26 protein-coding genes are annotated in these 24,670 nt (G+C 63.2%); 8 read left to right on the forward strand and 18 right to left on the reverse strand.

Features of this window, described 5'->3' with window-relative positions; translation table 11 throughout:
* Positions 1-41 precede the first annotated feature (41 nt).
* Positions 42-1,184, forward strand: a complete 1,143-nt coding sequence (gene asd / locus AC5RV1_RS05275; RefSeq protein ID WP_493993786.1) for an aspartate-semialdehyde dehydrogenase — start codon at positions 42-44, stop codon at positions 1,182-1,184.
* A gap of 94 nt (positions 1,185-1,278) precedes the next feature.
* Here the strand turns inward: asd and AC5RV1_RS05280 are convergent, their stop codons facing one another.
* On the reverse strand, positions 1,279-2,439 hold the full coding sequence (locus tag AC5RV1_RS05280) for a winged helix DNA-binding domain-containing protein (protein ID WP_493993787.1): 1,161 nt from the start codon (positions 2,437-2,439) through the stop codon (positions 1,279-1,281).
* Positions 2,440-2,493: 54 nt separating this feature from the next.
* Here AC5RV1_RS05280 and AC5RV1_RS05285 point away from each other — a divergent pair, with 54 nt between their 5' ends.
* Complete coding sequence (locus AC5RV1_RS05285; RefSeq protein ID WP_493946829.1) at positions 2,494-2,991, forward strand: hypothetical protein; 498 nt, start codon at positions 2,494-2,496, stop codon at positions 2,989-2,991.
* Here AC5RV1_RS05285 and AC5RV1_RS05290 read toward each other — a convergent pair.
* On the reverse strand, positions 2,972-4,039 hold the full coding sequence (locus AC5RV1_RS05290) for a UDP-N-acetylmuramate dehydrogenase (protein WP_493993788.1): 1,068 nt from the start codon (positions 4,037-4,039) through the stop codon (positions 2,972-2,974). The two genes, AC5RV1_RS05285 and AC5RV1_RS05290, sit on opposite strands and share 20 nt — an antisense overlap.
* Positions 4,040-4,233: 194 nt before the next feature.
* Here AC5RV1_RS05290 and AC5RV1_RS05295 point away from each other — a divergent pair, with 194 nt between their 5' ends.
* Positions 4,234-5,220: a trypsin-like serine peptidase gene (locus AC5RV1_RS05295; RefSeq protein WP_493993789.1), complete on the forward strand. Its 987-nt coding sequence runs from the start codon at positions 4,234-4,236 to the stop codon at positions 5,218-5,220.
* A gap of 98 nt (positions 5,221-5,318) precedes the next feature.
* On the opposite strand, the gene AC5RV1_RS05300 is transcribed toward AC5RV1_RS05295, so the two are convergent.
* The 11 genes from AC5RV1_RS05300 to AC5RV1_RS05350 all read right to left on the reverse strand — a co-directional run bounded on the left by AC5RV1_RS05300 (position 5,319) and on the right by AC5RV1_RS05350 (position 16,181).
* Positions 5,319-5,756, reverse strand: a complete 438-nt coding sequence (locus AC5RV1_RS05300; protein ID WP_493946832.1) for a MaoC family dehydratase — start codon at positions 5,754-5,756, stop codon at positions 5,319-5,321.
* A 2-nt stretch (positions 5,757-5,758) separates the two neighbouring features.
* On the reverse strand, positions 5,759-6,220 hold the full coding sequence (locus tag AC5RV1_RS05305) for an FAS1-like dehydratase domain-containing protein (RefSeq protein WP_493946833.1): 462 nt from the start codon (positions 6,218-6,220) through the stop codon (positions 5,759-5,761).
* 41 nt (positions 6,221-6,261) lie between these two features.
* Entirely contained in the window at positions 6,262-6,486 is a 225-nt protein-coding gene (locus AC5RV1_RS05310) for a DUF3188 domain-containing protein (RefSeq protein WP_493993790.1), read from the reverse strand.
* Between the two features lie 70 nt (positions 6,487-6,556).
* The gene (locus tag AC5RV1_RS05315; RefSeq protein WP_493993791.1) at positions 6,557-7,477 is read right to left on the reverse strand and encodes a DUF2797 domain-containing protein; all 921 of its coding nucleotides are present in this window, start codon (positions 7,475-7,477) and stop codon (positions 6,557-6,559) included.
* Positions 7,478-7,503: 26 nt separating this feature from the next.
* Positions 7,504-8,367 (reverse strand): HpcH/HpaI aldolase/citrate lyase family protein, encoded by an 864-nt coding sequence (locus tag AC5RV1_RS05320; protein ID WP_493946836.1) that lies wholly within the window; start codon positions 8,365-8,367, stop codon positions 7,504-7,506.
* 165 nt (positions 8,368-8,532) lie between these two features.
* Positions 8,533-9,474, reverse strand: coding sequence for an aldo/keto reductase (locus tag AC5RV1_RS05325; RefSeq protein ID WP_493993804.1), 942 nt, complete (start codon positions 9,472-9,474; stop codon positions 8,533-8,535).
* A 31-nt stretch (positions 9,475-9,505) separates the two neighbouring features.
* Positions 9,506-11,218 (reverse strand): glycoside hydrolase family 13 protein, encoded by a 1,713-nt coding sequence (locus tag AC5RV1_RS05330; RefSeq protein WP_493993792.1) that lies wholly within the window; start codon positions 11,216-11,218, stop codon positions 9,506-9,508.
* 102 nt (positions 11,219-11,320) lie between these two features.
* Positions 11,321-13,000, reverse strand: a complete 1,680-nt coding sequence (locus AC5RV1_RS05335; RefSeq protein ID WP_493993793.1) for a glycoside hydrolase family 13 protein — start codon at positions 12,998-13,000, stop codon at positions 11,321-11,323.
* A gap of 94 nt (positions 13,001-13,094) precedes the next feature.
* The gene (locus AC5RV1_RS05340; protein ID WP_493946840.1) at positions 13,095-14,006 is read right to left on the reverse strand and encodes a carbohydrate ABC transporter permease; all 912 of its coding nucleotides are present in this window, start codon (positions 14,004-14,006) and stop codon (positions 13,095-13,097) included.
* Positions 14,006-14,917, reverse strand: coding sequence for a carbohydrate ABC transporter permease (locus AC5RV1_RS05345; protein WP_493993794.1), 912 nt, complete (start codon positions 14,915-14,917; stop codon positions 14,006-14,008). The genes AC5RV1_RS05340 and AC5RV1_RS05345 overlap by 1 nt, the downstream gene beginning before the upstream one ends.
* A gap of 22 nt (positions 14,918-14,939) precedes the next feature.
* Positions 14,940-16,181, reverse strand: a complete 1,242-nt coding sequence (locus tag AC5RV1_RS05350) for an ABC transporter substrate-binding protein (RefSeq protein ID WP_493993795.1) — start codon at positions 16,179-16,181, stop codon at positions 14,940-14,942.
* A 256-nt stretch (positions 16,182-16,437) separates the two neighbouring features.
* On the opposite strand from AC5RV1_RS05350, the gene AC5RV1_RS05355 reads away from it, so the two are divergent.
* Entirely contained in the window at positions 16,438-17,664 is a 1,227-nt protein-coding gene (locus tag AC5RV1_RS05355; protein ID WP_493993805.1) for an ROK family protein, read from the forward strand.
* Positions 17,665-17,740: 76 nt separating this feature from the next.
* Here AC5RV1_RS05355 and AC5RV1_RS05360 read toward each other — a convergent pair whose 3' ends face one another.
* The 5 genes from AC5RV1_RS05360 to AC5RV1_RS05380 all read right to left on the reverse strand — a co-directional run bounded on the left by AC5RV1_RS05360 (position 17,741) and on the right by AC5RV1_RS05380 (position 21,851).
* Positions 17,741-18,400 carry an SDR family oxidoreductase gene (locus AC5RV1_RS05360; RefSeq protein ID WP_493993796.1) on the reverse strand — a complete coding sequence of 220 codons (660 nt, stop codon included), beginning with the start codon at positions 18,398-18,400 and terminating at the stop codon, positions 17,741-17,743.
* Positions 18,401-18,463: 63 nt separating this feature from the next.
* Positions 18,464-19,021: a dihydrofolate reductase family protein gene (locus tag AC5RV1_RS05365; protein WP_493946844.1), complete on the reverse strand. Its 558-nt coding sequence runs from the start codon at positions 19,019-19,021 to the stop codon at positions 18,464-18,466.
* A 59-nt stretch (positions 19,022-19,080) separates the two neighbouring features.
* The gene (gene yidC / locus AC5RV1_RS05370) at positions 19,081-19,887 is read right to left on the reverse strand and encodes a membrane protein insertase YidC (protein WP_493993797.1); all 807 of its coding nucleotides are present in this window, start codon (positions 19,885-19,887) and stop codon (positions 19,081-19,083) included.
* An 87-nt stretch (positions 19,888-19,974) separates the two neighbouring features.
* Complete coding sequence (locus AC5RV1_RS05375) at positions 19,975-20,223, reverse strand: hypothetical protein (RefSeq protein ID WP_493993798.1); 249 nt, start codon at positions 20,221-20,223, stop codon at positions 19,975-19,977.
* Positions 20,224-20,708: 485 nt separating this feature from the next.
* Positions 20,709-21,851 (reverse strand): site-specific integrase, encoded by a 1,143-nt coding sequence (locus AC5RV1_RS05380; RefSeq protein ID WP_493993799.1) that lies wholly within the window; start codon positions 21,849-21,851, stop codon positions 20,709-20,711.
* 308 nt (positions 21,852-22,159) lie between these two features.
* Between AC5RV1_RS05380 and AC5RV1_RS05385 the strand changes: the two genes are divergently transcribed.
* The 4 genes from AC5RV1_RS05385 to AC5RV1_RS05400 all read left to right on the forward strand — a co-directional run bounded on the left by AC5RV1_RS05385 (position 22,160) and on the right by AC5RV1_RS05400 (position 24,301).
* Entirely contained in the window at positions 22,160-22,336 is a 177-nt protein-coding gene (locus AC5RV1_RS05385; RefSeq protein ID WP_493993800.1) for a hypothetical protein, read from the forward strand.
* A 251-nt stretch (positions 22,337-22,587) separates the two neighbouring features.
* On the forward strand, positions 22,588-22,983 hold the full coding sequence (locus AC5RV1_RS05390; RefSeq protein WP_493993801.1) for a hypothetical protein: 396 nt from the start codon (positions 22,588-22,590) through the stop codon (positions 22,981-22,983).
* Positions 22,984-23,522: 539 nt separating this feature from the next.
* Positions 23,523-23,918, forward strand: coding sequence for a hypothetical protein (locus AC5RV1_RS05395; RefSeq protein ID WP_493993802.1), 396 nt, complete (start codon positions 23,523-23,525; stop codon positions 23,916-23,918).
* A complete protein-coding gene (locus tag AC5RV1_RS05400; RefSeq protein WP_493993803.1) occupies positions 23,915-24,301 on the forward strand; it encodes a helix-turn-helix domain-containing protein in 387 nt (128 codons plus the stop codon). The genes AC5RV1_RS05395 and AC5RV1_RS05400 overlap by 4 nt, the downstream gene beginning before the upstream one ends.
* The last annotated feature ends 369 nt before the right edge of the window (positions 24,302-24,670 follow it).

Raw genomic sequence — 24,670 nt, forward strand, 5'->3', positions numbered from 1 at the left:
ACCGACTGCGCCCTGCCTGTTCCGGCGTCTAAACTGGACGGATGACTACAGCAGCTACCCCTTCCGTCGGCCTGGTCGGATGGCGCGGCATGGTCGGTTCCGTCCTGATGCAGCGCATGCAGGACGAAGGCGACTTCGCCAACATCAACCCGGTGTTCTTCTCCACCTCGAACGCGGGAGGTGCCGCGCCGTCGCTTGCTGGTATAGCAGAAGGCAGCGCCGGCAAGCTCGAGAACGCGTTCGACATCAACACCCTCGCGAAGCTGCCCATTATTGTCACCGCCCAGGGCGGCGATTACACCAAGCAGGTCCACGGTGAGCTCCGCGGCCGCGGGTGGGACGGCCTCTGGATCGACGCCGCGTCCACCTTGCGCATGAACGACGATTCGATCATCGTCCTGGACCCCATCAACAGGGACGTCATCGACAAGGGCCTGGTGAACGGCACCAAGGACTTCATCGGCGGCAACTGCACCGTGTCCTGCATGCTTATGGGCCTTGGCGGCCTGTTCAAGAACGGACTGGTGGAGTGGGGCACCTCCATGACCTACCAGGCTGCCTCCGGCGGCGGTGCCCGGCACATGCGTGAGCTCCTCAGCCAGTTCGGTACGCTCAACGCCGAGGTCAGCTCGGAACTGGACGACCCGGCGTCGGCCATATTGGACATCGACCGCAAAGTCCTTGCCCACCAGCGCACCGGCATCGATGCCACGCAGTTCGGCGTGCCGCTTGCCGGCTCCCTCATCCCATGGATCGACGCCGACCTCGGCAATGGACAGTCCAAGGAAGAGTGGAAGGCCGGGGTGGAGACCAACAAGATCCTGGGCACCGGCGAGGAAAACCGCGTGATCATGGACGGACTCTGCGTCCGCATTGGCGCCATGCGGTCCCACTCCCAGGCCCTCACCCTCAAACTCCGCGAGGACCTGTCCGTCGCCGAGATCGAGAAGCTCCTGGACGAGGACAACCAGTGGGCCAAGGTGGTTCCGAACACCAAGGAAGCCTCCATGGCGGAGCTGACGCCCGTCGCCGCCTCAGGCACCCTGGATATCCCCGTAGGCCGCATCCGCAAGATGGAGATGGGCCCGCAGTACATCAGCGCCTTCACCGTGGGCGACCAGCTCCTCTGGGGCGCCGCCGAGCCGCTGCGCCGCATGCTCAACATCGCCACCGGGAACCTGTAACCCGCCAGCTGCCATTGATAGCGGCCCTGCCCCGCACGAACGGTCCCGCCCGGACCGCTTATGCGGGGCAGGGCTGCGCGTGCAGTGCAGCCCGTCAGCCTTCCAGGAACTTGAGGTAGCTCCGGGCTGCGCGGTCGAAGGCGGCCTGTGCTGCCGGACCGAGCGGCCGGGCGTCGTCGAACAGCCCAGGCACGACGGCGGCGCGCTGGCCTTTGCCCTCGACGGCCCAGGTGCCTATCACTTCTCCCCCGGCCGCCAAGGTTTTCTTGAAGACGCCGTTACCGCCAGGGACGATCTTGTTGGCGTGCTCGGGCGCCAGGACCAGGCTCCGGTCCATATAGCCCAGCACGAACTCGTCAAAGCCAGGCAGCAGGAGCACGGACCGCTGGCCGGGTACACCGGAGTCGAGCAGGGACGCCGTCTCCGCGGAAAGCCAGTAGCTTGTGCCCTCGAACTCAAGCTCCACGAGTTGCCCTCTAACGTCCTCGAACGCCGCCCGGACCTCGGTCAGGGGAAGCTGCGTCCACCAGGCGAAGTCCCGGACCGTTGCCGGACCATGGCTGCGGAAGTAGCGCAGCAGAAACTCCGCGACGGCCTGCTGCCGCTCCAGTTTCCGCGACACCGGAATCCAGTCTTCGAAGCCCACCATCAGCTGCTGGTTCCCGGCCAGCGGCCCCTGCACCAGCCAGCCGTGCCGGCACAATGTTCCCAGGATGTGGATGCCCCGCTGGCCCTCGGTAGGCTGCCCCGCGGCGTCGAACACCTGGAAGAGCTCCGCCCGGCTGGCAGCCCCGCCCCCGGCAAGCCGTTCCAGCGCAATGCCCCGGCACTTCTCGATGTCCGCCCACGTGATGCCCAGTTCGCGGTGCCGGGCGGCGATACTCTTCGTTAACCGCTCTGCAGTGAGGTCCAGCATCCAGTGCAGATCCTCAGGCGCCACGAAGTGCAATGTGCCGCGCATCGGCCACGACCGGACCACAGCACCCGAATCGAGGGCGGACCGGACATCACTCAAACCCACTCCCGGTACCCTGGCGCCCACAGCCCAGATCGCTGCCTGCAGGTCCTGGGCCTGCATTGCTGTCATCCACCGGACCGTCCCGGCTACAGACCCGGAGACGTCAGGGGCGGGTGGCACGGCCGGAAGCGGCACCAGCCGTTGGGACACCAGCCGTTGGGACACCAGCCGTTGGGACACCAGCCGCAGCCTGCCCATGGTTCGGCGGTCAACACGGTTCCCCACCCTTGCAGCCATGGGCCCATCCTAGGCTCCGGACCGGCCTGCGGCACGGACCATTAGGGTAGAGGCATGACTTTGGGGAGTTTGTGGCAGTTGCTTGATTTAAGAACGAAGCAGTGGATGCTTGGCGGGACAGTTTCCGTCCTGGCGGGAACAGTCCTGGGGGTGGCTTCCTTGCCCGGCTTTGTGGAGAGCGGCAGCTCCGATCCCCTGCTCCTTTTACCGTCCCTGGCCCTATGCCTGGGCGGCGGCTACGCGGTGCTCTTCCCGGCTATCAGCGTGAGCCGCAACGGGCTGCGGGTGTTCCGCGACTGGCGGCGGCACCCCCGGGCCGGAAAGGTTCTCTGGGTGCTGTCCATCGCCATCGCCGCCGGCGGTTTGGCGACCTGCGTGGTGGCCGGCACCGCAAACCCGCTGGCCCCTGGCCTGCTCGTCTGGCTGTTTATGGGGCTCTATCTGGCCAGCGCCGGCTGGGCCTCGGCGGTTATGGGACTCGGCACCGAGGCAACGGGCGGAACTTCCACCGGGGCTCCCACTGAACCGCGGGCTACAGTTCCAAGCCGATAAGCAGTGGTTCCGGGTGCAGTGTGATGCCAAAGCGCTGTTCGACCCCGGAACGCACCTCCCGCGCCACCGCCACCACGTCCGCCGCACTGGCCGAGCCGCGGTTGGTGATGGCCAGGGTGTGCTTTGTGGACAGGGACGCACGGCCCCCGCTGACGCTCCCGGGCTCCAGGCCAAAGCCTTTGCTGAAGCCGGATTGGTCGATCAGCCACGCAGCGGAAAGCTTCACCAGCCCGTCCTGGCCTGCGGGGTACCGGGGCGCCCCTTCCGGAAGCGCAGCGGCAACCTCGGCCGGGACGATGGGGTTGGTGAAGAAGGAACCCGTGGAGTACGTGTCCCGGTCCTCGGGATCCAAGACCATGCCCTTCGAAGCACGCAGTCGGAGCACTTCCCGGCGCACGTCAGTGGAGTAGGCGCGCTTGCCCTGCTCCACCCCCAGCGATCGTGCCAGTTCCGCGTACCGGATGGGGGCGCTCATCCGCCCCAGGGGCAGTTGAAACTCAACGGTGAGAACCACGTAGCGGGGCGAGCCGTTAACCGTGGTCTGCTTCAGGATGGAGTCCCGGTACCCGAACTTCAGCTCCGAATTGGTGAAGGTTTTCACGGCATTCCGCTCCCGGTCCCAGGTGCGGACAACAGCGATGGTCTGGGAAACGTCCGAGCCGTAGGCGCCCACGTTCTGCACCGGGGTTGCGCCGGTTGAGCCCGGGATGCCGGCGAGGGCCTCGACCCCGGACCAGGCGTGAAGAACGGCGTGCTCCACCAGCTTGTCCCAGTTGTGCCCTGCCTGAACCACCACGGCAACGCCTCCGCAGGAGTCCTCCGCGTTGACGGTAAACCCTTCAGAGACGATCCTCACCACCGTGCCGGGGAACCCGTCGTCGGAAATCAGCAGGTTGGAGCCACCGCTGAGGATCAGCAGCGGCTCACTGGCTGCATCGGCGTTGCGGACGGCGTTGATGATCTCAGACTCGGTCCGTGCCTCGATGTAGGCAGCGGCCGGGCCGCCGACGGCGGCCGTGGTGAGCTGGGAAAGCAGGGTGGAAGTCACCAGACCACAATACTAGGCAAACTCAAGGGGGCCCTGGGCGGCACCACCATCTGGATCCGATCGGCGATTAACAAGATCGATAATTAAGAAACAAAACCAGTATTAGATATTTACAAACTTGTCATACCTGCGTAGTTTCAACCCCAGCGGATCACATACAAGGGTTCGCTTCCCGGCAAACGCATAGGACAGCTATGACAATATCCAGGACTCTGGCCACGAGCCTCATGAGCCTATCCACAGCCGCACTATTGACCCTCGCCTCGGCAGGCGGCGCCACGGCGGCACCCCCTGCTCCGGAGCACAAGGAAGTTCACGGCGTGAGCAGCACCAGGACTGCCGGCACTGCCGACCCCGACTACTGGACGTCGGAACGCATGCGGGCAGCCATACCCGGCGAAGTGCTGGCGAAGAAGGCACTGGCGCGGCAGAAGGCCAACACTCCGTACGCCGACGAAGCAGTCGGTAAGGGAGCTGAAAGCAGAATCAAGGGTTCGGACCCCTCAGTCCAACCGCTGGTGAATGCCAGCGAGAACCCGGTGCCGCACATCGGCAAGGTGTTCTTTACCCTGGGCGGAGCGGACTATGTCTGCTCGGCAAACTCGGTGGCGTCGGGCAACAGAAACACTGTTTCCACAGCGGGCCACTGCCTCAATGAAGGCCCTGGCGCGTTCGCAACCAGGTTCACCTTCGTGCCTGCCTATCTCAATGGCTCAGCACCCTACGGCAAGTGGACGGCCAAAGCCCTCTATGCTCCTACCCAGTGGAGCTCGTCGGGCAGCATGCAGTACGACACAGGGTTCGCCGTCATGTCACAGCTGAACGGCCGCAACCTTGCAGACGTCGTCGGAGCCTCCGGCGTCCGGTTCAATGCCGCCCGCGGCCTCAGCTACAAGGCATTCGGCTATCCGGCAGCAGCACCCTTCAATGGAGAATCGCTCAAGAGCTGCACGGGCACAGCAACCAACGATCCCTACAACCCGCAGTTCAACTCCCAAGGAATCCCGTGCAACATGACCGGCGGTTCCTCAGGTGGTCCCTGGTTCATCGGCAGCTCGTCCGGCGGGTATCAAAACTCGGTCAACAGCTACGGTTATGGGAGCAATTCCACCAAGATGTACGGACCATACTGGGGTTCTGTCATTCAGTCGACCTACAACGCCGCCGCCTCGGCTTCCTGAACCCGGGCAGCATTGTCATGAAAAAGGACTGAGGGAGGCTGCCCCGGGGCAGCCTCCCTCAGTCCTTTTGTACACCTGCGCCTGATGGCAGCGGGGCCTCAGGAAAGGCGGACGACGGCCTGGGCCTTCATCAGGACTTTCTGCCCGGCGGAAACCACGGTGAGGTCAACACGCGCGGTGCCGGCCTCGGCGTCGAGCTTTCCGATGGTGCCGCTGACCTCGATAGTGGCGCCGGGTTCGGCGGTCCCGGTGGTGTCGGTGACCAGGACCGGCTTGGTGAAGCGGGTCTGGAAGTCGACGACGGCGGCCGGGTCGCCTGCCCAGTCAGTGACCAGCTGCACGGCGGAGCCCATGGTGAACATGCCGTGCGCAATGACGCCGGGCAGCTCCACGCCCGTGGCAAAGGCCTCGTTCCAGTGGATGGGGTTGAAGTCGCCGGAAGCACCGGCGTACTTGACCAGGTCGGTGCGGGTGACCTCGATGGTGCGGCTGCCGATTTCCTGGCCGGCCGTGAGTTCGTTGAACGTGGGGCTCATGGTTACTGTCCCTCTCCGCGGACCAGGATGGACGACGTGGTGGTGGTGACCGGTTCCCGGGAGTCATCCGCGCCAAGGGCGAAGATCTCCGAACGCGTGGTGATCATCGCGCCGCCGCCCATGGCACGGACACCGTCCACGTGAAGCTCCGCAACCAGGCGGTCCCCGGCGAGGATGGGCCGGTGGTGGGTGAAGCGCTGGTCGGCGTGGACCACGCGCGAGAAGTCGATACCTGCCTCCGGATCCTCAATGAGCTGGGCGTCAGCGCGCTGGGCAATGATGATGGCAAACGTTGGCGGGGCAACAAGGTCGGTGTGGCCCAGGGCTTTGGCGGCGTCAACATCGAAGTGTGCAGGATGGGTGGCTTTGACGGCGCGGGCAAATTCGCGGATTTTCTCGCGGCCAACGTCGTACACCTCTGCGGCAGGGTAGCTTCTGCCCTGCAGGTCCGGATTGATAGTCATGGGCCCAAGCCTATCGTCAGGCTCCGGAGCCGCTCGAAAGGTTACCGGCGCAGGTTCTTGCGGATGCTCTGGCCACGGACCACGATCCCGGCGATGTGCAGAATCAGGCCCAACCCGATCAGCGGCAGGGATGCGGTGGCGAGGGCGGAGTTGCCGCTGGTGTTGCCCACCAGGTTCAGGATGATGCCGACGGCGATCAGTCCCATCGCGCCGAAGACCAGGACTTTGTAGCGGGTTGGCGCGGTGGCCCAGAATTCGTTCAGCACCTTGCCATTCTACCGGGACGAGCCGCCGTTACCGGAGTGCGCCGGTGGCGGGCGGGCAGCAGTGCCGGAGTCAGAACAGCGCCTCTTGGACTGCCGGCACTGTGGAGCTGTACTGGCCCAGTTCGATGGTGCGGCCCTTCAGCTGGCCAAGGTCCACCACGAATTCCAGATCGGCGTCATTGAGGGCTGCCAGGACAAAGCTTCCGGCCGCGGACCGGATGGTGAACCCGTGCTGCCCGGAAGCCAGCGTGTGGGGGTAGGCGTGGCGGGCGGTTCCGGAGCAAAGCCGCTGCGCGAGTCCGGGCCGGTTCCAGCCTTCGTCCACCACCTCGAAACCGTCCAGCCCTGCTGCGGAAATGACCCGGCGTGCGGTGGTTGCGTGCAAGGTGTTGCGTTGGGTGAGCCAGGACGCAGAAGCCGGAGTGGCCAGGGCCGCAGCCTTGGCGGCTGACCGCACCTGCTGTGGAAGCCCGCCGTCGCGCGTCACCATGTCCTCCAGCAGCCGCACCACGCGCCCGTCAGCGGCACGGGCGACGTAGCTGGCCACCACGGCCCCCTGTTCGGCGAGCCGCTGCCACTTTCGGAGATCTGATGCCGTACCCACCTTGGTTGCCCCGGCAGCGAAGGTGGCAACGTAAAGCCAGTGCGGCTGCATCAGGTAGCTGCGCAGGCCCGGCGGAACCCGGCCGTCCCGGTGGAAGTCGTGCATAAGCCGGAAATCGTCCGCAACAAAGCACCGCTCACACTGGTGCCCGCGGGCCGCCGGAGATCGGCCGGGGCACAGGACGTGGTCCCGGTGCTCGGGACCGTGCACGCGGTGGTGGCCAAGGCAGGACTTCCCGTCGGCGGCGAGCCGGAAGCCCAGGCGGGCACCGCCGTCGAGCGCTAATTCCCGGAAGGTGCCGTCCGGAGCCTGCAGCCGCAGGACCGGGCAGGAGGCCGGCGGCGCGGGCCAAAAGACCCCGTGGACCAGATAACGGGTATCGGTCACGGGGTCTCCTGGAATGAATGTAGGTGCTACAGCGCGGGCTGCACCCCAAAGGCTACCGCGAGCTTCATGATCTTCTCGGCGCGGCCCAGGCGGGGCAGGTCGGAGCCGTCACGGATGACGCGGCCGTTGGCTTCGAAGTCGGCCATGAAGTCGGTGGCCCAGGCGACGTCGGACGGGGTGGGGCTGATGACCTCGTTGATGACGGGGGTCTGGTCGATGGCCAGGCAGAGCTTGCCGGTCATGCCCATCATCACGGTGATGCCGGTCTGCTCCCGCAGGATGGGGTGGTTGGTGCCAACGGTGGGGCCGTCGATGGGGCCCGGGAGGTTGCCGACGCGGCTGGCTACCACGAGCTTGGCGCGCGGGTAGGCCATGGCCTCGGCAGTGGCGGCCATGCCGGTGTCGCGGCGGAAGTCACCGGAGCCGAACGCCAGGCGGAAAGCGCCCTGTGCCTTGGCGATCTGGTTGGCTTCCTCGATACCGACAGCGGATTCCACCAAAGGGATGACGGGGGTCTTGCCGTCCATGCGGTGGAAGCTTTCCGTCACTTGGTCGGCGGATTCGGTCTTGGCCAGCATGACGCCAAGGAGGCCGGGGGTACCGCGGAGGCCAGCCAAGTCATCTGCCCAGAACGGGCTCGTGGCGTCGTTGATCCGGACCCAGGCCTTGCCGCCGGCGGTGAGCCAGTCCACCACGTGGCCCCGGGCCTGGTCCTTCTGCGAAGGGTCCACAGCATCTTCAATATCCAGGATGATCGAGTCGGCGCGGGATACGGCCGACTGGTCAAAAAGCTCGGTCTTCATGGCATTAACAAGGAGCCATGAACGGGCGATCTCTGCTGGAATATTGCGTTCCGGCCTTACGGTCTCGGTGGCGATGGTAGACGTCATGTATCTACCGTATCGGTCTTGGAAGCAGCACGAGGCAGAAAACGGCCCGCTCGGGAGGTTCAATACGAACTAAACCCCATATGACTCAATCCTGATGAAAGTAGGTAGCAGCAAGTGCCGTTCTGCGCCTCACAACGGCACTTGCTGCTACTCGGTTGGGGTGGTTCAGGGGATGTTGCTTCCCCGTGCCGTCACCCACAGCTGGTACCAGTCGGCCCTGCTCATTACCTGTGCCAAGCGCGAAGCGTCAGCGCAGGCCCGGATGCGTCCGGGGTTGACCGTTCCGATCACCGGGGCGATGCCCGCCGGGTGCTTCATCAGCCATCCCAGCAGGACTGCCTCGCCCGAACTGCCGTACCTCTTGGCCAGCTCCAACACCAGTTCCCCCGTGGCGGCTTCGGCCGACGTCGGGCTGTCGGGTTCCGCTCCCGTGTACAGGCCGCGGGCCAGTGAGCCGTAGGCCTGCAGGGTGATCGAGTTCCGGGTGCAGTATTCCAGTGTGCCGTGCGGGAAGCTGTAGTCCAGGTGCTCGGCGTGGTTGACCAGCACCTGGCTTTCCAGCCATGCCCGCTTGAGCAGGCTCATCTCCAGCTGGTTTGCCACCACCGGAGTTTCCAGCCGGTCCTGCAGCGCCTCTATCTGCGCCCCGGACATGTTGGACACCCCCAACTGCCGGACCTTGCCTTCCGCCATCAGCTGCCCGACGGCGGCGGCCACCTCCGCAGGGTCCGCCAGGGGGTCAGGGCGGTGCAGCAGGAGGACGTCCACATACTCCGACCGCAGCCGCTTCAGGCTGTTGTTGACCCGCTCCAAGATGGCCGCACGGCTGAGGTCGTAATGCGTCTGCAGGCCGCGCTCGTTCAGCCGGATGCCACACTTGGTCTGAAGCCGGATGCGGTCCCGGAGCCCCGGCGTTGCGCTCAGCACCTCGCCGAAGACGGCCTCCGACTTGCCGCTGCGGTAGATGTCCGCGTGGTCAAACAGGGTGATGCCGGCATCGAGCGCGGCCTCGACGGCGGCAGCGGCCTCGTCCACATGCTCGCCGGCATGCGGCTCGTCGGACCAGCTGCCGCCCAGGCCCATGCAGCCATAAATCAGTTCCTGCATCAGGCCGGCCGCCCCGGATGGCAGGGGCACATCAGCGCAGCCATGCCGTGGTGTTGGCTGGCAGCTTGCCGCCCTCGAGGGGGGCGCTGCTGACCAGGACCGTTCCTTCCGGAAGGTCGACGGCGGTGTCCCCGAAGTTCGTCACTGACTGCCAGCCGTTGGGGCGGCGGAAGTGCAGGACTTCCGGGTTGCCGGTCTCTACCCATTCCAGCTCTTCGTCGGTTTGCAGTTCGCGGCGCAGCTTCAGGGCGGCGCGGTAGAGTTCCAGCGTGGAGCCCTTGGTGCCGTCCTGCGCCTCAACGGCGTACGTGCTGAACCAGTCCGGCTGCGGCAGGTGCGCGCCGCCGTCACCGAAGCCGAAGGAGGTTCCCTCCACCTTCCAGGGCAACGGCACACGGCAGCCGTCACGGCCGACTTCCACGCCCTTGTTGCGGAAGAAGGAGGGGTCCTGGCGCTCCGCTTCGGGAATTTCGGCGACTTCCTGCAGCCCGAGTTCCTCGCCCTGGTACAGGTAGGCAGAACCGGGGACGGCCAACATCAGCAAGGTGGCGGCGCGGGCACGGCGTTCGCCGAGCTCCACGTCCAGTTCTTCCTTGGGGCCGCCGGCCAGCAGCCAGTCCTTGCCGTCCTGGCCTTTGGTGCGGTCCTTGCCCTTGGACACCTGGGGCAGGCCGTAACGGGTGGCATGGCGGACCACGTCGTGGTTGGAAAACACCCAGGTGGACGAGGCGCCGGTGGAGGCCGCTTCGGCAAGGTTCCGGGTGATGATCTCCTTGTATTCGCCGGCGTCGAAATCGGCCTGCAGCAGGTCGAAGTTGAACGCCTGGCCGAGGCCCTGCGGGCTGGCGTAGCGGGCGCGCCGGGTCGCGTGGACCCAGGCTTCCGCGACGGCGGTGCGCGGCGGGTTGTACTCGTTGAACACCTCGCGCCATTCGGCGTAGATCTCGTGGACTTCGTCCCTGTCCCAGAAGGGGTGGGTGCCGTCGTCGAATCCATCCACCCCGGTGTTGAGCTCGCTGAGTTCCAGCTTGGACAACAGGGGCTCGGTGAGGTCCTTGGTGAGGGCATGGGCCACGTCCACCCGGAACCCGTCAACACCCCGGTCGGACCAGAAGCGCAAAGTCTTGAGGAAGTCCTCCCGGATTTCGCGGTTGGACCAGTTCAAGTCCGGCTGTTCCTTGGCAAAGATGTGCATGTACCACTGGCCCGGGGTGCCATCCGGTTCAGTGATGCGCTCCCAGGCCGGGCCGCCAAAGACGGAGTCCCAGTCCGACGGCGGGAACTCACCGTTGGGGCCCTTGCCGTCGCGGAAGATGTAGCGGTCCCGGGCGGGTGACCCTTTAGGCGAGGCGAGGGCTTCCCTGAACCACTTGTGCCTGTCCGAGGAGTGGTTGGGAACGATGTCGGCGATCAGCTTAATGCCGGCCCCGTGCAGCGCGTTCGCCATCTCGTCAAAGTCCGCAAGCGTGCCGAGCTTGGGGTCCACGTCGCGGTAGTCGTCCACGTCGTAGCCACCGTCCGCCAAGGCTGAGGGGTAGAACGGGCTGAGCCACACGGCGTCGATTGCCAGCGACTTCAGGTAAGGCACTTTGGCGGTGATGCCCTTGAGGTCACCGATGCCATCTCCGTTGGAGTCTGAGAAACTCCGGGGGTAGATCTGGTACACAGAGGCCTGGCGCCACCAGTTCGGGTCGGCCAGGTGGTTGGAATCGGACAGGGTTGCCAGGGTGGCGGTGGTGCTCACAACACTCCTTTTATTTAGTATCTAAATTATCTTGTCGACCAGTATGTGCGGGTAACGCGGCGGCCGTCAACAGCGACTGCACTGCCTGGGCGGGACGTCGCGTTAGGCCCTGAGCCAGGCGGTTGCCTCGCCCGGGAGTTTGCCGCCTTCGATGCCGGCGCTGGAGATCAGGACCTTGCCTTCAGGAAGTTCGATGGCGGCGGTACCAAAGTTCGCAACGACGTGCCACCCTCCCGGGCGCACAAAGTGCAGCGCCTGTTCATTCCCGTCGTGTTTCCATTCCAGGGTCTCGGCGCCCTGAAGTTCGTGCCGCAGTGCCAACGCTTTGCGGTAGAGATGCAGGGTTGAGGCGTTGTCCGCCTCCTGGGTGCTGGCTGCGTATTCGGCGAACCAGTCCGGCTGAGGCAGATGGGCACCGTTGGCACCGAAACCGAAGGAAGATCCGGAAGGTTCCCAGGGCAGTGGAACGCGGCAGCCGTCCCGGCCCAGGCCGTCGTACTCCGCGCCCCGGAAGAACGAAGGGTCCTGGCGCTGGTCAGCAGGGATGTCCGCAACCTCGTGCAGGCCCAGTTCCTCGCCCTGATAGAGGTACGCGGAGCCGGGAAGGGCGAGCATCAGCAACGTGGCGGCCTTGGCTCGGCGGAGGCCTCCTTCGACGTCCAGTGCTTGACGGGGACCGCCCGCTTTGACCCAGTCCACTCCCGGTTTCCCCGGCCGCCCGTTGAGCGGTTCGAGACCGTAACGGGTGGCGTGGCGCGTGACGTCATGGTTGGAAAATACCCAGGTGGTGGTGGAGCCGGTGAGGCGGGCCTGTTCGAGGTTGTCGGCGATGATGGCGCGGAACTGGCTGGCGTTGAAGTCGGCCATGAGCAGGTCGAAACTGAAAGCCTGGCCCAGGCCTTCAGGGGAGGCGTACTTGGCCCGCCTCGAGGCGGTCTCCACCCAGGCCTCCGCCACAGCGAAGCGCGCCGGGTCATATTCGTTGAATACTTTGCGCCATTCGGCATAGATCTCGTGGACTTCGTCGCGGTCCATGAGCGGGTGGGTCCCGGCGGTACGGTCCATGGCATCCAGTTCCTGCCTACTGGGCAGTTCGGGCCGGAGGTCCTTGACGAGAAGGTTGGCCACGTCCACGCGGAAGCCGTCCACGCCGCGGTCAGCCCAGAAGCGCAAGGTCTTGAGGAAGTCCTCACGGACCTCAGGGTTGTCCCAATTCCAGTCCGGCTGCTCCGGGGTGAAGGTGTGCAGATACCACTGCCCGTCGTCTGTCCGGGTCCAGGCGGGGCCGCCGAAAGCGGCTGTCCAGTCCGACGGCGGCAGTTCGCCATGCGCGCCCTTGCCGTCCCTGAAATGGTACCGGCGGCGGGCCGGTGAACCCTTGGGCGCGGCCAGGGCTTCCTGGAACCAGACGTGCCGGTTGGAGGAGTGGTTGGGGACAATGTCCACGATCACTTTGATGCCCCCGGCGTGCAGAGCCGTGGTCATCGTGTCGAAATCTGCGAGGCTGCCGATCCTGGGATCAACGTCACGGTAGTCATCAACGTCGTAGCCGCCGTCAGCCAGCGCGGAGGGGTAGAAGGGACTGAGCCACACGGCGTCGATACCAAGGCTCTTCAAGTACGGCACCCTCCCGGTGATGCCGTTCAGATCCCCGATCCCGTCCCCGTTCGAATCGGCGAAACTGCGCGGGTAGATCTGGTAAACCGCGGCCTGGCGCCACCAATCGCTGGCTGACGTGGACCAGGTGTCGGCATCGGGCGTCTGGCTCGAAAGGATGGACAAACGGTTTCCCCTTTCTGGGGCTGGAGTTTCTTGCGTGGATGCTGAATTGCTTGCGTTTTTGCTCACTGCGGGCCGGCCATGCAAGTGACCAGGCTCAGCCCTTGACGGCGCCCTGGGTAACGCCTGCCATAACCCACCGCTGGGTAAAGAGATACGCCACGATGGCCGGAGCCATGGCCATCAGGTAGGACGCAAAGGAGACGTGGTAGTTGTTGCTGAACTGGGTCTGGAACAGGTTCTGCCGCACTGGAAGGGTTTGCAACGCCGGGTCGGAGATGATCAACGAAGGCATCATGAAGTCATTCCAGGCGTAGAGGAAGGCGAAAATGCCCACCGTGGCGCTCATCGGCGCCAGCAGCGGAAAAATCAGTTTCCAGAAAGTCTGCCAGGTGGTAGCGCCGTCAATGCGGGCGCTCTCTTCCAATTCCATCGGGATTGAGCGCAGGAATGCGGTGAACAGCAGCACGCTGAAGCTCAACTGGAACATCGTGGCGAGCAGAATCACGCCCAGCGGATTGTCCAGGCCCAGGCGGCCGGTCAACTGGATCTGCGGCAGCGCGACGACCGGAAACGGGATGAACATCGCTGCGAGCAGGTAGTAGAAGGAGTACCGGAACAACCTGCGTTCCCAGTTGCGCACGATTGCGTACGAGGCAAACGCAGCCAGCACGATCGTCGCGGCCACAGTCCCCGCCGTCACCAGCAACGACATTGCAGCGCCTACGGGGAAGTTGGTCAAGGTCCACGCCTGGACGAAGCCGTCAATACTTAAGGGCGCAGGGAATGAAAATGCGTTGCCGTCCACAGCCTGCCCCTGGGTTTTGAAGGCCATGGAGAGCGTCACGTACAGCGGAAGCAGTACAGTGACCGCACAGAGTACCAGGATGGTGGTAGCTGGCCAGTTCACCCGTTCGACCTTCAAACCTGCGCGTCGTCGTCCGGCTTCGGCAGGTGCTGGTTCGGTGCGGTAAATATCCCCGGCGGTGAGGGTGGATGGTGAGGTCATCAGAGTGTGTTCCGTCCGCGAGTCAGCGAAAGCTGCAGGAGAGATATGAGGACAGCGACGACGAAGAAGATGGTCGCGTTGGCCATCTGGTAGGCATAGTCGCCGCCATTGAAGCCAGCGATGACGGTCATCGCGATGCTTCGTGTTGAGGTGCCCGGGCCGCCGTTGGTGAGTCCGACGATGATGTCGTAGGCGTTGAGGAAGCCCTTGAATCCGAGAATGATGTTGATCACCACATAGCCGGCCACGAGCGGAGCGGTGATTTTCAGGAGCTGCTGGAACTTGCTCGCGCCATCGATGTCCGCGGCCTCATACACTTCCCCGGGGATCGAGACGAGTCCGGCGATATAGATCAGCAGCGCACCGGGCACCGCCTGCCAGGCCGTAACCACCACGATGGCGACCCAGGCAAGGTCAGGTTTTGCCAGGAGGCTCGTCTCCAGCCAGGAAATCCCGGCTGCCGCACCTGCCGAGGGCAGCGAGTTCGAGAACAGGAAATTGAAAACATACGCAATGATGATGCCGGAGACCACCATGGGGATGACGAAGATGGTCCGCAACGCGGTTTTCATACGGATCTGCGACGTGAGCCCCACGGCGAGAAGGAAAGCGATGACGTTCACCACAAGCACGGTCACAATCGAGAATCCGAACGTGAACAGATAGCTCTGCAGAATGGCAGGATCGCTGAAAATTGCAATGTAGTTGGTCAGTCCGACGAACTCCCAGTCGCCGATTCCGATGGAGTTCGTGAAGCTGAAGAAGATGCCAACAAGGCCTGGAACCGTGATCGCCAGGGTAAAGAGGACGAGGCTTGGCAAGAGGAAAAGGTAGAAAATCGGTTCGACCCGCCGCTTTTTGCGGGTCTGCGGGCGTTCCTGCCCCGGTCTTGTTGCTGTGGTGATGGACATGTATCTGGCTCCCTTGTGAGCGCTACTGGCGGAACGCCAGGCGCGCCCAGTCTGCGTCGAGTGTGCGGAAGGTGGCTGCAGGATCTGCGCCCAACACGAGCGCCTGGACGTGATTCATGATGGGGATGGTGCGCGGCACCAGCACCGACGGACCCTGATAGACCTGGCCCTTTTCGTAGTACTCGACCATCCCCTCGATCCGCGGGTCTGGAGCTCCGGCGGCATCGATAGTGGGCGTGAAGCCCAGCTGCGACTTGTTGTACGCTTCGATAACTTCCGGCTGGTAGAGGTACTCGAGGAAGTCACGGGCAGCGTCCTTGTGCTTGGATCCTTCGGGAATCCAGGCGGCGAGATCCACGTTGACCCGGACGCGCAGGTCCTCGGGGTTCTCTGTCATCGGCAGCGGAAAGGTTCCGAGCTGGAGGTCGGGAGCACTCTTTGCGATCTCGCCGAAGGCCCACGGGCCCTGCAGATACATTGCTGCCTTACCTTGCGCAAACGCGAGATTGCCGTCGCCATAAGCTCGGCTCGCGGCGTCTTTGTTGACATAGCTGCCCGCCAGTTCCAGCATTTTCGCGACGGGTTGTTGAAAGTCCTTTTCGAATGACGCCGGTGAATCCGGTCCCACCTCCGTGCCTGCTTCGGAAAGCTTTTGGAAGAAGTCGATGGTGTCGAGCTGGCCGCCCACGGAGTAGTCAAACCACCCTTGGGCGACTGTCCAGTCGTCCTTCCACGTTGCGTAGAACGGCGTCACCCCGGCGGTTTTCAGCGCATCACACGCCGCGATGAGTTCGCTCCAGGTCTTAGGCACATCGATGCCGTGGGCAGCGAAGATCTCCTTGTTGTAGATGACGGAGGACGCCATGATCGAGTACGGCAGGGCGCTGGTGCGGCCTGGATACGAGCCGTACTGGTCCATCAGGGGTTGCAGGTCCTTCCGGATACGGGTTGAGGCCTGCGTTCCGGACAAGTCACTCAGCGCGCCGCGCTGCACGAACCTGGCCGTTTCCATGTTGTAGTTCGCGAGCGCGATGTCCGGCGGATTGCCCCGGACGAAACTGGCTGAAACGACGTCAACCCCCGAGGTATCCATAACGACTTCTGTGTTGTCCTGCGAAGCGTTGTAGTCGGCGACGAGTTTCGTCATGAAACCGATGGCCTCCCGCTTGCTGAAGGTGAACCGGATGGTCTCCTTGCCGGAGTCTCCAGCGCAGCCTGAGAGGAGGCCGGCGAGCAGACCCAGACAGAGACCAAGCACGGCCATGCGTTTAGTGCGCGTCAAGTTCGAAGACACCCTCGTCCTTTCGTGGTGCGGCGATCGGAGCCGCGGGCTACGGCGGGAATTAGCTGATGCCGGCCCGCCGAGTTGATACAAGCTATAAATTTAGCTCCTATCGATATTATGAAGTGTCGTGGGTCACAGCGTCAAGCACATGCCACATTGTTTCCCGGCTATATTTATGGCCTAAATTTAGAAGGGCTGGTCAACGTCCCGTGGCAGCCCGAAAGAATGGGAGCCCCTGATGAATGAGACTGCACCGTCCACACAGTTGCTGCGGAGGGTCAACGCCAGTGCCTTGCTTAAGGCAATGCGCGGGGCGGGCATCATGACGGGCACGGACCTTATGGCTGCCACTGGGCTTTCCCGGGCCACCGTTATCTCGATTTGTGATGAGCTCGTCCGGCTCGGATGGCTTGAGGAGCTGGAAAACCAACGGGGCACCGAGGGTTATGTCAAAGGCAGGCCGGCCCGCAGATTCGTTTTTGACGATCGCGCGGCCAGCGTTCTGGGCATCGATATTGGCGCCAACAAGATCACCACCATCGTCGCCGACATGGCGGGAAAGGCCCTCTCCAGGGTCACGACACCCTTCCGGGCGCACAACCTACCCGCTGACGAGCGGGCCGATGTACTGGACCGGATCGCCGCAGAGGCCTTGGATAAGGCAGCCGTGTCCCCAGACTCCGTTCTTGCCGTGTCCGTTGGGGTCGCCGCTCCGGTCAGTCGGAGCGGCGAAGTCCTCACGGTTCAGGAATTCTGGAAGTCTTTTGATGTTCGTCGGCTTGTTTCGGAGCGGCACGGCTGGCATGTGCTGCTGGAGAACGACGCCAATCTTGCCGCCCTGGCCGAACGCTGGCAGGGGACGGCCCAAGGCGTTGACAACCTTATCGTCATGCTAGCCGGGGACCGGCTGGGCTCCGGCGTACTCGAATCCGGCCGCTTGCTCCACGGACAGCTTGGCGGCTTCGGGGAGCTGGGGTACCTGGCCAATGTCGAAGGCGTAGGCGATACCATCGGCATCGCGCACTATGTAGCACTTTGGGGCCAGGAAGCGCTCGCCGCCAATGCAAAGACCCGGCTGCACGAGCTGTCCGGCAGCGCACCGGCCGGCCTCACGGCCGAGATGGTGTTCGCCGCGGCCAGGGATGGCGACAATGCCGCGCAGGAAGTCCTCGACCGTGTCGCACACCGCATGGCACGCGTGATTGGTTCGCTGAGCACGCTGGTGAACCCTGAGCTCGTCGTCCTCGCAGGCGGTGTCGCAGCCTCTGCCCGCGCCCTCATCCCCGCCATCGAGGAGCAGCTGCCGAAGTACACTTTCACTCCGCCCCGTGTGGAAGCCTCCTCCCTGGGGGATGGCATTGTGTCAATCGGTGCCATCCGCCTTGCCCTCGATTATGTCGAGGAGCACGCTCTTGACCTTTACCCCGCTTCGTTGCCGAAACCCTTGCACCCCGTTTCCTGACGCGGTTCACCTGGGACGTGCCCAGCCCCCGGATGGTCCTGGGCACCAGAACCGAGGTTGTGATTCCTCCGGCAAATTACGCCGGTGATTCCAGCGCTGCGGCCACCGGAAGCGAACCGTCGCAGAATTCAATCGTCCGTCCCGCCGTCTCCGGCAGGTCCAGCACGGCTGCTGCCACGATGGCGGTGTTGCTGCGCGACGTGCCGCCGTCTCCCTCCCCCGGGTTGGGATCTACCTTGATCAAACCCGTGCCGGGCTTGTCGGTCAGGGTGCCCGGGCCCAGGATGGTCCACGAGAGGCCGGTGCCGCGAAGGTACTCGTCAGCGGCAGCTTTCGCCTCGGCGTAGGCAAAAAAGCCGTTACTCTCAGGTACGCCGTGGTCCTTGCGGGCTCCCAGGTAGGACACCATCACGTAGCGGTCCACTCCGGCGTGTACTGCGGCATCCATCGAACGGATGGCCGCGTCCCGGTCCACAGCGAATGTCCGGGCCGGGTTTCCGCCGCCCGCGCCTGCTGACCAGACGACAGCGTCGTGGCCCGTCAGTGCCTCCACGATGGCCGCCGTCGTGGAATTCTCGATATCAAGGACCGACGGCGTTGCGCCCGTTTGCGCGACGTCCCCCGCGTGGTCGGGGTTGCGGATGAACGAGGTGACGCTGTGGCCCTCTTCCGTGAGCAGGGTGGACAGATGCAGGGCCACTTTGCCGTGGCCGCCGATGATTGCGATTCGGGTCATGGCCCCATTCTGCTCCCCCATCCCGCATACGCCACATCGCCGCACGTTCGACCCCTGGCAGGATCAGGGGACAGTGCGGTAGCTGAGGTACACCACTCCATTGCGGAACCTGCGCTCGTCCTGGAGTTCAAGCCGCAGGTTCAGCCCGTCCGGCAGGAAGCGAAGGCCCCCTCCCACTGCCACCGGGTTGAGGAAGACCCGGCACTCGTCCACCAGCCCCGCCCGGAGTGCGCTGGCTGCCAGGGTGGAGCCGCCAATGCCGATGCTGCCCCTGCTGCTCTCCTTCAGGTCCCGGATGGCATCGGGTTCGAAAGAGCGCTGGACTGTCGTCCTGGCGGTCAGCGGCGCGTCCAATGTCGTGGAGAAGACCACCTTGTCTGCTGCCCGCCAGATGCGCCCGTAGTCCTGGATGACGGGCGGGTCGTCGCTTCCGCCCAGGGTCTCCCAGACGGACAGCACCTCGTACATGCGCCGCCCCAGAAGGTATGTGCCGGCGTCGCGCTCCAAGTCGTTGACGAAGGCATGGACTTCCTCGTCCGGGGCACTCCAGTCGAAGTTGCCGTGGCGGTCAGCGACGTAGCCGTCCAGGGATGCAATGCCCGTGTAGATAAGCTCAGCCATGGGCTCATTGTGCCTGCACTTCAGGCTTTGGGTAAGACTGTGTCCCCGTTCCGGCGGGACTATGCAGTTCCGGATGTCCGCCGTTCACGGACGAAAAACTGCTGTGCCATGGTCCAGGCGTTGGTGACTGTCCAATAGACCAGGACGCCGATGGGGAAGAAGACCCCTCCCAGCGCGAACACCACCGGCAACGTGTAGAGCACCACTTTTTGCTGCCGCATAAAGGGACTTCCGGTGTCCCCCGGCAACGCGTTCCGCGCGAGGATCAACTTTTGCGTGACAATCTGCGCGGCGGTCATCGCCAGGATCATCAGGATGGTCAACACCATAACGGCTGTCTGGTTGCCGCTGCCGCCGTGCAGCACTGATGCCGTCAATGTGGCGCCGAAGATGCTGGACTGGTCGAACTGTACTACCTGGTCGTGGCTCATGGCGCCCGTTCCCTCACCCTGCGCTGCCCGGGTGCTGATGCCGGCGAGAACCTGGTACAGCGCAAAGAAGAACGGCACCTGGATCAGCATGGGCAGGCAGGCGGAGAAGGGGTTGGTCCCGTGCTTCTTATACAAGGCCATCTGCTCCTGGGCCAATGACTGGCGGGAGAGCGGGTCTGTCCGGCCCTTGTACTTTTCCTGCAGCGTCTTTAAGTCCGGCTGCAGGAGCCGCATCCGGCGCTGGGCGTCGAGCTGCTTCAAAAACACGGGAATCAGGGCAGCGCGGATCAGCAGAACCAGCCCGATGATGGACAGGGTCCATGTCCAGCCGCTGGCCGGAGGCATGCCGACGGCGCTCAGCCCTTCATGCAAGCCGACCATTACGGCAGACACTAACCATCTGAACGGGACCATGATTGCGTCAAAGATGTCCATGCGTTTCCCCATCGGTGAGATGCGGCAAAGCTACGGGGAAACAGGGAACTTGTCACGCGCTACCGTTCAGGTCGATGGCGCGCGTTCCTATTGACCAGGTGCCCCCACCAGGACTTCACGGTAGTGCGCCGGCAAACGCACGATCTCGAGTTCCGAGATGTCGAGTAGGCGGCGGCTGCCTGTCAGAGTGTCCAGAATCCAGAGCAACCCCTGGTCCAGCGCGACCTCTGTGACCGGACCGCGGTGGACCAAAGTGTTCCCATAAAACGCTTCGATGGCATCTCCTGCGGAGAGCTCATCATAAGAACCGATAAAAGCTTTGTCATTGCTGATCATGACGCGTCCTTTCCTTTGTCGAAGTGCTCCCCCGGCCTCAGTATGCTGGCGCAGGGTTGCCTCCGCGTGTACCCACGATGATGTTTTGCTGACATTCCGGGGACGGTCCCCCAGTCAGTGTTCGGCGTTGTCTGCATGGTGTTGCGCAGCGGAAGTACAACCGCGGCAAGCGGGCCACTAAGCCGTGGCGCTTGCTCCGGTCAGTTCAAAACATCCAAAATCATCCAGCACCCAGAAAAGCAGTGGGATGTGAGAGGAATCTCAGGGGTTGCACCTGAAAGCGGCACTTCGCCTCCAACGGAAAAGCCCCCGGAATCTCGGGGGATTCCAGGGGCTTAGCCTGTAGCGGTGGGGAGGCTCGATCTCCCGACCTCACGATTATGAGTCGTGCAGTATTGACGCGTAGAAACAACGAAGTTGTGTCACTTAACAGCCATTTAGCAGCCACACGCTTGGGCGCCTTGCCAACAGGCGACGCCAAAGGGCTACCCCCCGGCAGGATGCAATAGCGCGTCAACAGCCCTTGCAGACTCGTGGGCGTCATCTGCGAACAGCTGGGCATAGACATCCAGCGTAGTCACCGCCGAGCTGTGACCAGCAATCTGCTGGACCACTTTCACGTGCGCGCCGGTACTTATCGCCAACGTGACAGCCGTCCTCCGCAGGTCATGGAAGACCATGCTGGGAAATGTCGGATCGGCCTTTTGACATATCACTACGGCAGGCTGGAAGACGCGGCGAGTGAAATTTGACGAACGCAGGGCGGCTCCTGTTGGTGACGCGAACACATAGCCTCCCGAGTGAGATCGTTCCAGGTACTCTTCGAGCCGCACTGCTACGGAGCTGGGGATCGGAACTGTGCGAGGCTTGCGGGATTTGGTCGTCTCTTGAAAATGAAGACGCCCATCAACCGGTACCAACGTTGACCGAACGATGACTTGGGGCCTATCACCAAATGACAGGGCGTCGGGCAGAAGGCCCGCGATTTCTGACCACCGGAGGCCAGTTGTGCCAGCGAAGAGGATCAGAAGCCTGTAAACGTCATGTGATGCCTGGGCGTACCGCCCGCCCTTCGCAGCCTGGTCGGCGAGCGCATGGAGTTGAGCCACTGTCAACGCTGCGGGATCCCTGGCCGGTTCAGGATTGGGGACGTGATTGATGATTGCGTTGCGGGCTGGGTTTGTGGGTAGATACCCCCTTCCAACTGCATACTCGAGCATGCGCCCCAACTGCCGGTACGACCGTTGCCGCGCATCGTCCGTGGCAAACGTTTCCAGCCAGTCGCTGATGACCGTCAGTGTGATCGTGGCAAGAGCGCGGTACTCCAGGTGCGACCTCATGTGTGATTCGTAGATTCGCCGGTACCCCGCAACCGTAACGGGCGACGAAGGACGGGCGCCCCTCGCACCCACTTTTTCAATACGGGCTATCCACTCTTCGTACAGATCGTGAAACCTGATCTTGCCGCCCTTGCGGTTATCAATGAGGGTGCCGCCTGCCTTTGCAGTATTGATCTGCAACTCATGGGCTTGTGCTTCAGCCTTTGTCCTGAAGCGCTTATACCGGCGCTTGCCATCGACGCGGTAGTCGTGCTCGTACTTCCCGTTCGGAAGCTTCCTGATCGCCATGCCGCAAGACTAGCCTGCCCGGTCGTAGGTTCGCGAGGCCCATTTCACAGTGCGCCGCACACAATGGTCATATCGGGCCTTCTCCAAGACCCCCGGAGAATCCCTAAGCCACCGGAAGCCCGCCCGCAAGGTGTATTCCGGAGGCCTCGTCCCCTCATCGACCCTTAATGTTTGCACTCGCCCCCTCATTGGTTGCGATACGCAATTCGAGCCTCTTTCAGTTTTGCCAACCTGCACGATTACGACCTGGAGGTCCTTTGTCCGCTACCCCCGTTTGCACCAGCGCCACTGTTGAGCAGGCCCAACAGATGTCCAACTCCTTGTACATGAACCGCCGCACTACCGCAACCTTCATGGGAGTTAGCGAGAAATTCCTTGCCACCCACCTGGTCGACGGCCCCAAGCGACTGCGCGTCGGATCCAAGATTGTCTACCGGCTGTCCGATGTCGAGGATTGGATGCGGCAGCAGGAAATGACCCGCTAAGGAGACGGCGTTCCGCCCAGCCGGACCAGGACTGGCGGACGTCGGTATTGGCTACAGCACCGACACCGAACTCTACAACTCGACTGAATAACGACCGCTGGGGCCGTCCAACGGCCCATTACAGCGAGTCTCTTTGCAACCGAATGCCCCACTTCAAGGCGGCAGCGCATCCGCTTAGTTATCTCTTCAACATACCCATTAGGCACTTTCCTGCCTTTGTTGTGCTCTTTTACCAATTCTGGAGGTATTCAATGACCCACCCGACCGACCCTTCGTGGGCTCCAGTCCATGCTGTGAAGCAGACCGGCGAGTCCCCAGTTCCGGAAGAGATCGCCCACAGTCCAGCGTTCGCAGCGATCAACTCGATGAACCTGTTCCTGGTCCGCTGGCTCCACAGCATCGCCAGCGACGGCAGTTTGCCGCTGGAAGCGCTTGCGGTGGCAACTGTCATGGCGCGTTCCGTCGGCATCGGCCGCGTTGCCTTCACTGACTGGCAGCACATCAACGCCGCGCTTGGGCGCGACAGGACCGATCTCGCGGTGTTCGAGACCATGTCAGAACTGGCCTTGGAGGGATACCTCGACCGCGACGCCGACGACCAATTTGTCTACGGCTGGACGCTGCTGATTCCGGAGGGAGAAGAGTGAGCATATCGAGCCAGCCGTCGCGTCCCTTGCGGTACCGGTAGCAATTCGGGAGTCCGGTCTGCCTTCGGGCGTCAAGGCGACCTGCTGGGCAATTGCCAACAAGATGCTCCGCTGGTCGGCTCCTGCCGCCTTCGCAGCCCAAATCGATGTTGGCACCCAAAAGTCTGCGACGAGGTGCCCAGTTCTTTTCCCCAGCTCAGTTCCGGATGGGTCACTAACGGCCCTGTGTGGCGAATTTCTGACAACGGTGTGCACGTGGTACCGAGGACGTCTTCGTCCCCTGACAGGGTCGATAAAACTCCTCGTGAGCGCTGCCAATAATCAGACGTAAGAGTGGAAGCCCGACTCTCCGGTGGGATGGCGCGGGAGGAAAAGATCGACCCCGGTAGGGATGAGCAGCCCAATCCTTTCTGTAGCTTCCATCACCAGCGTCTTCGAACAACCAGCGGAAGAGCGGCGCTCGTCCATCTCGCTATGAACCGACCAGGCACTTTCCCGCCTTCGTCGTGCCCTTTTGACCCACAAAATGGAGGTAACTAATGACTCAGTTGACGGAACCGCCGTCTGAGGTGGTTCATGTGAAGCAGGCAGGTGAATCGCCGACGTCCAGCAATCGCGGCGGCAGCAACTCCGCGTTCGCGGCGCGGAACCCTTTCTTGGATCGCTGGCTCGAGGCAATCGCCAGCGACATCAGCCTCCCGCCTGAAGCGCTCGGGGTGGCCCGGGTCATGGCCCTTTCTGTTGGTATCGGCCGCGCGTCCTTTACGGACTGGCAGCGGGTTAACGCCTCGCTTGGGCGGGACAGGAGGGACCTGACGGCACTGGAGATCATGTCAGAACTTGTGTTGAAGGGATACATTGACCGCAATTTCTACGACGGCATCGGCCTCCGCAGGTACGGCTGGACGCTGCTGATTCCGGAGGTAAACCTGTGATTCCGGTACCCGGCCGGCCGGCCATGCCCCTGCAATATGCCAGGGCCATCAGGGGCTCCGACCTCCCGACAGGAGCACGCGCTGTCTGCTGGGCGCTTGCCACTTTCGCCAAAAATGAAACGGGAGAAGCGTGGCCCAGCCTTAAGAAGCTCGCCAAGGCTACGGACCTGACCCCAGCTGTCATTTCGAAGCACACGATTTTGGCGGAAGAGAAAGGCTACCTCCACAAGAAACGTCGTTTCAACGGTTCTATCGTCTACACGATCACCATCCCGATCACGGACGAGATGGTCATCGATGCGGATGCGGACGCCTCTCCCGATTTGGGGACTCCGGGGCGTCCCGGCGACCCGGACACGAATAGCAAACCGATGACCGCATAGGCCTGCTCAAGAAACACCGAGGCAGCCACCCTACAAAGGGGTTGTCACCTAGGCACCAAAACTCGGGTGGGGTACCCCCGCGTTCTGCGGGTACCCCTCCCCAGGATTTTCCCAACACCAGCAACCACGAAAAACCCCGTCCCTAACTACCTCACCGTTAACAACCCCAAGTAGAACGACCCCAAGGGAGTTCTACCTTATTGGAACTACCCCAATAACAACTACCTCATCGGCAACTTTGCCTGGACCAAGCACTGAAGCCCGATTGGGACGGTCCCTGCCTTCAGGGCAGGGCCATCCCGGTAACGGAGGTTATGGTCCCTGCCTTCAGGGCAGGGCCATCCCGGTAACGGAGGTTATGGTCCCTGC

The sequence above is a fragment of the Arthrobacter sp. Hb9-2 genome, from assembly GCF_059091165.1.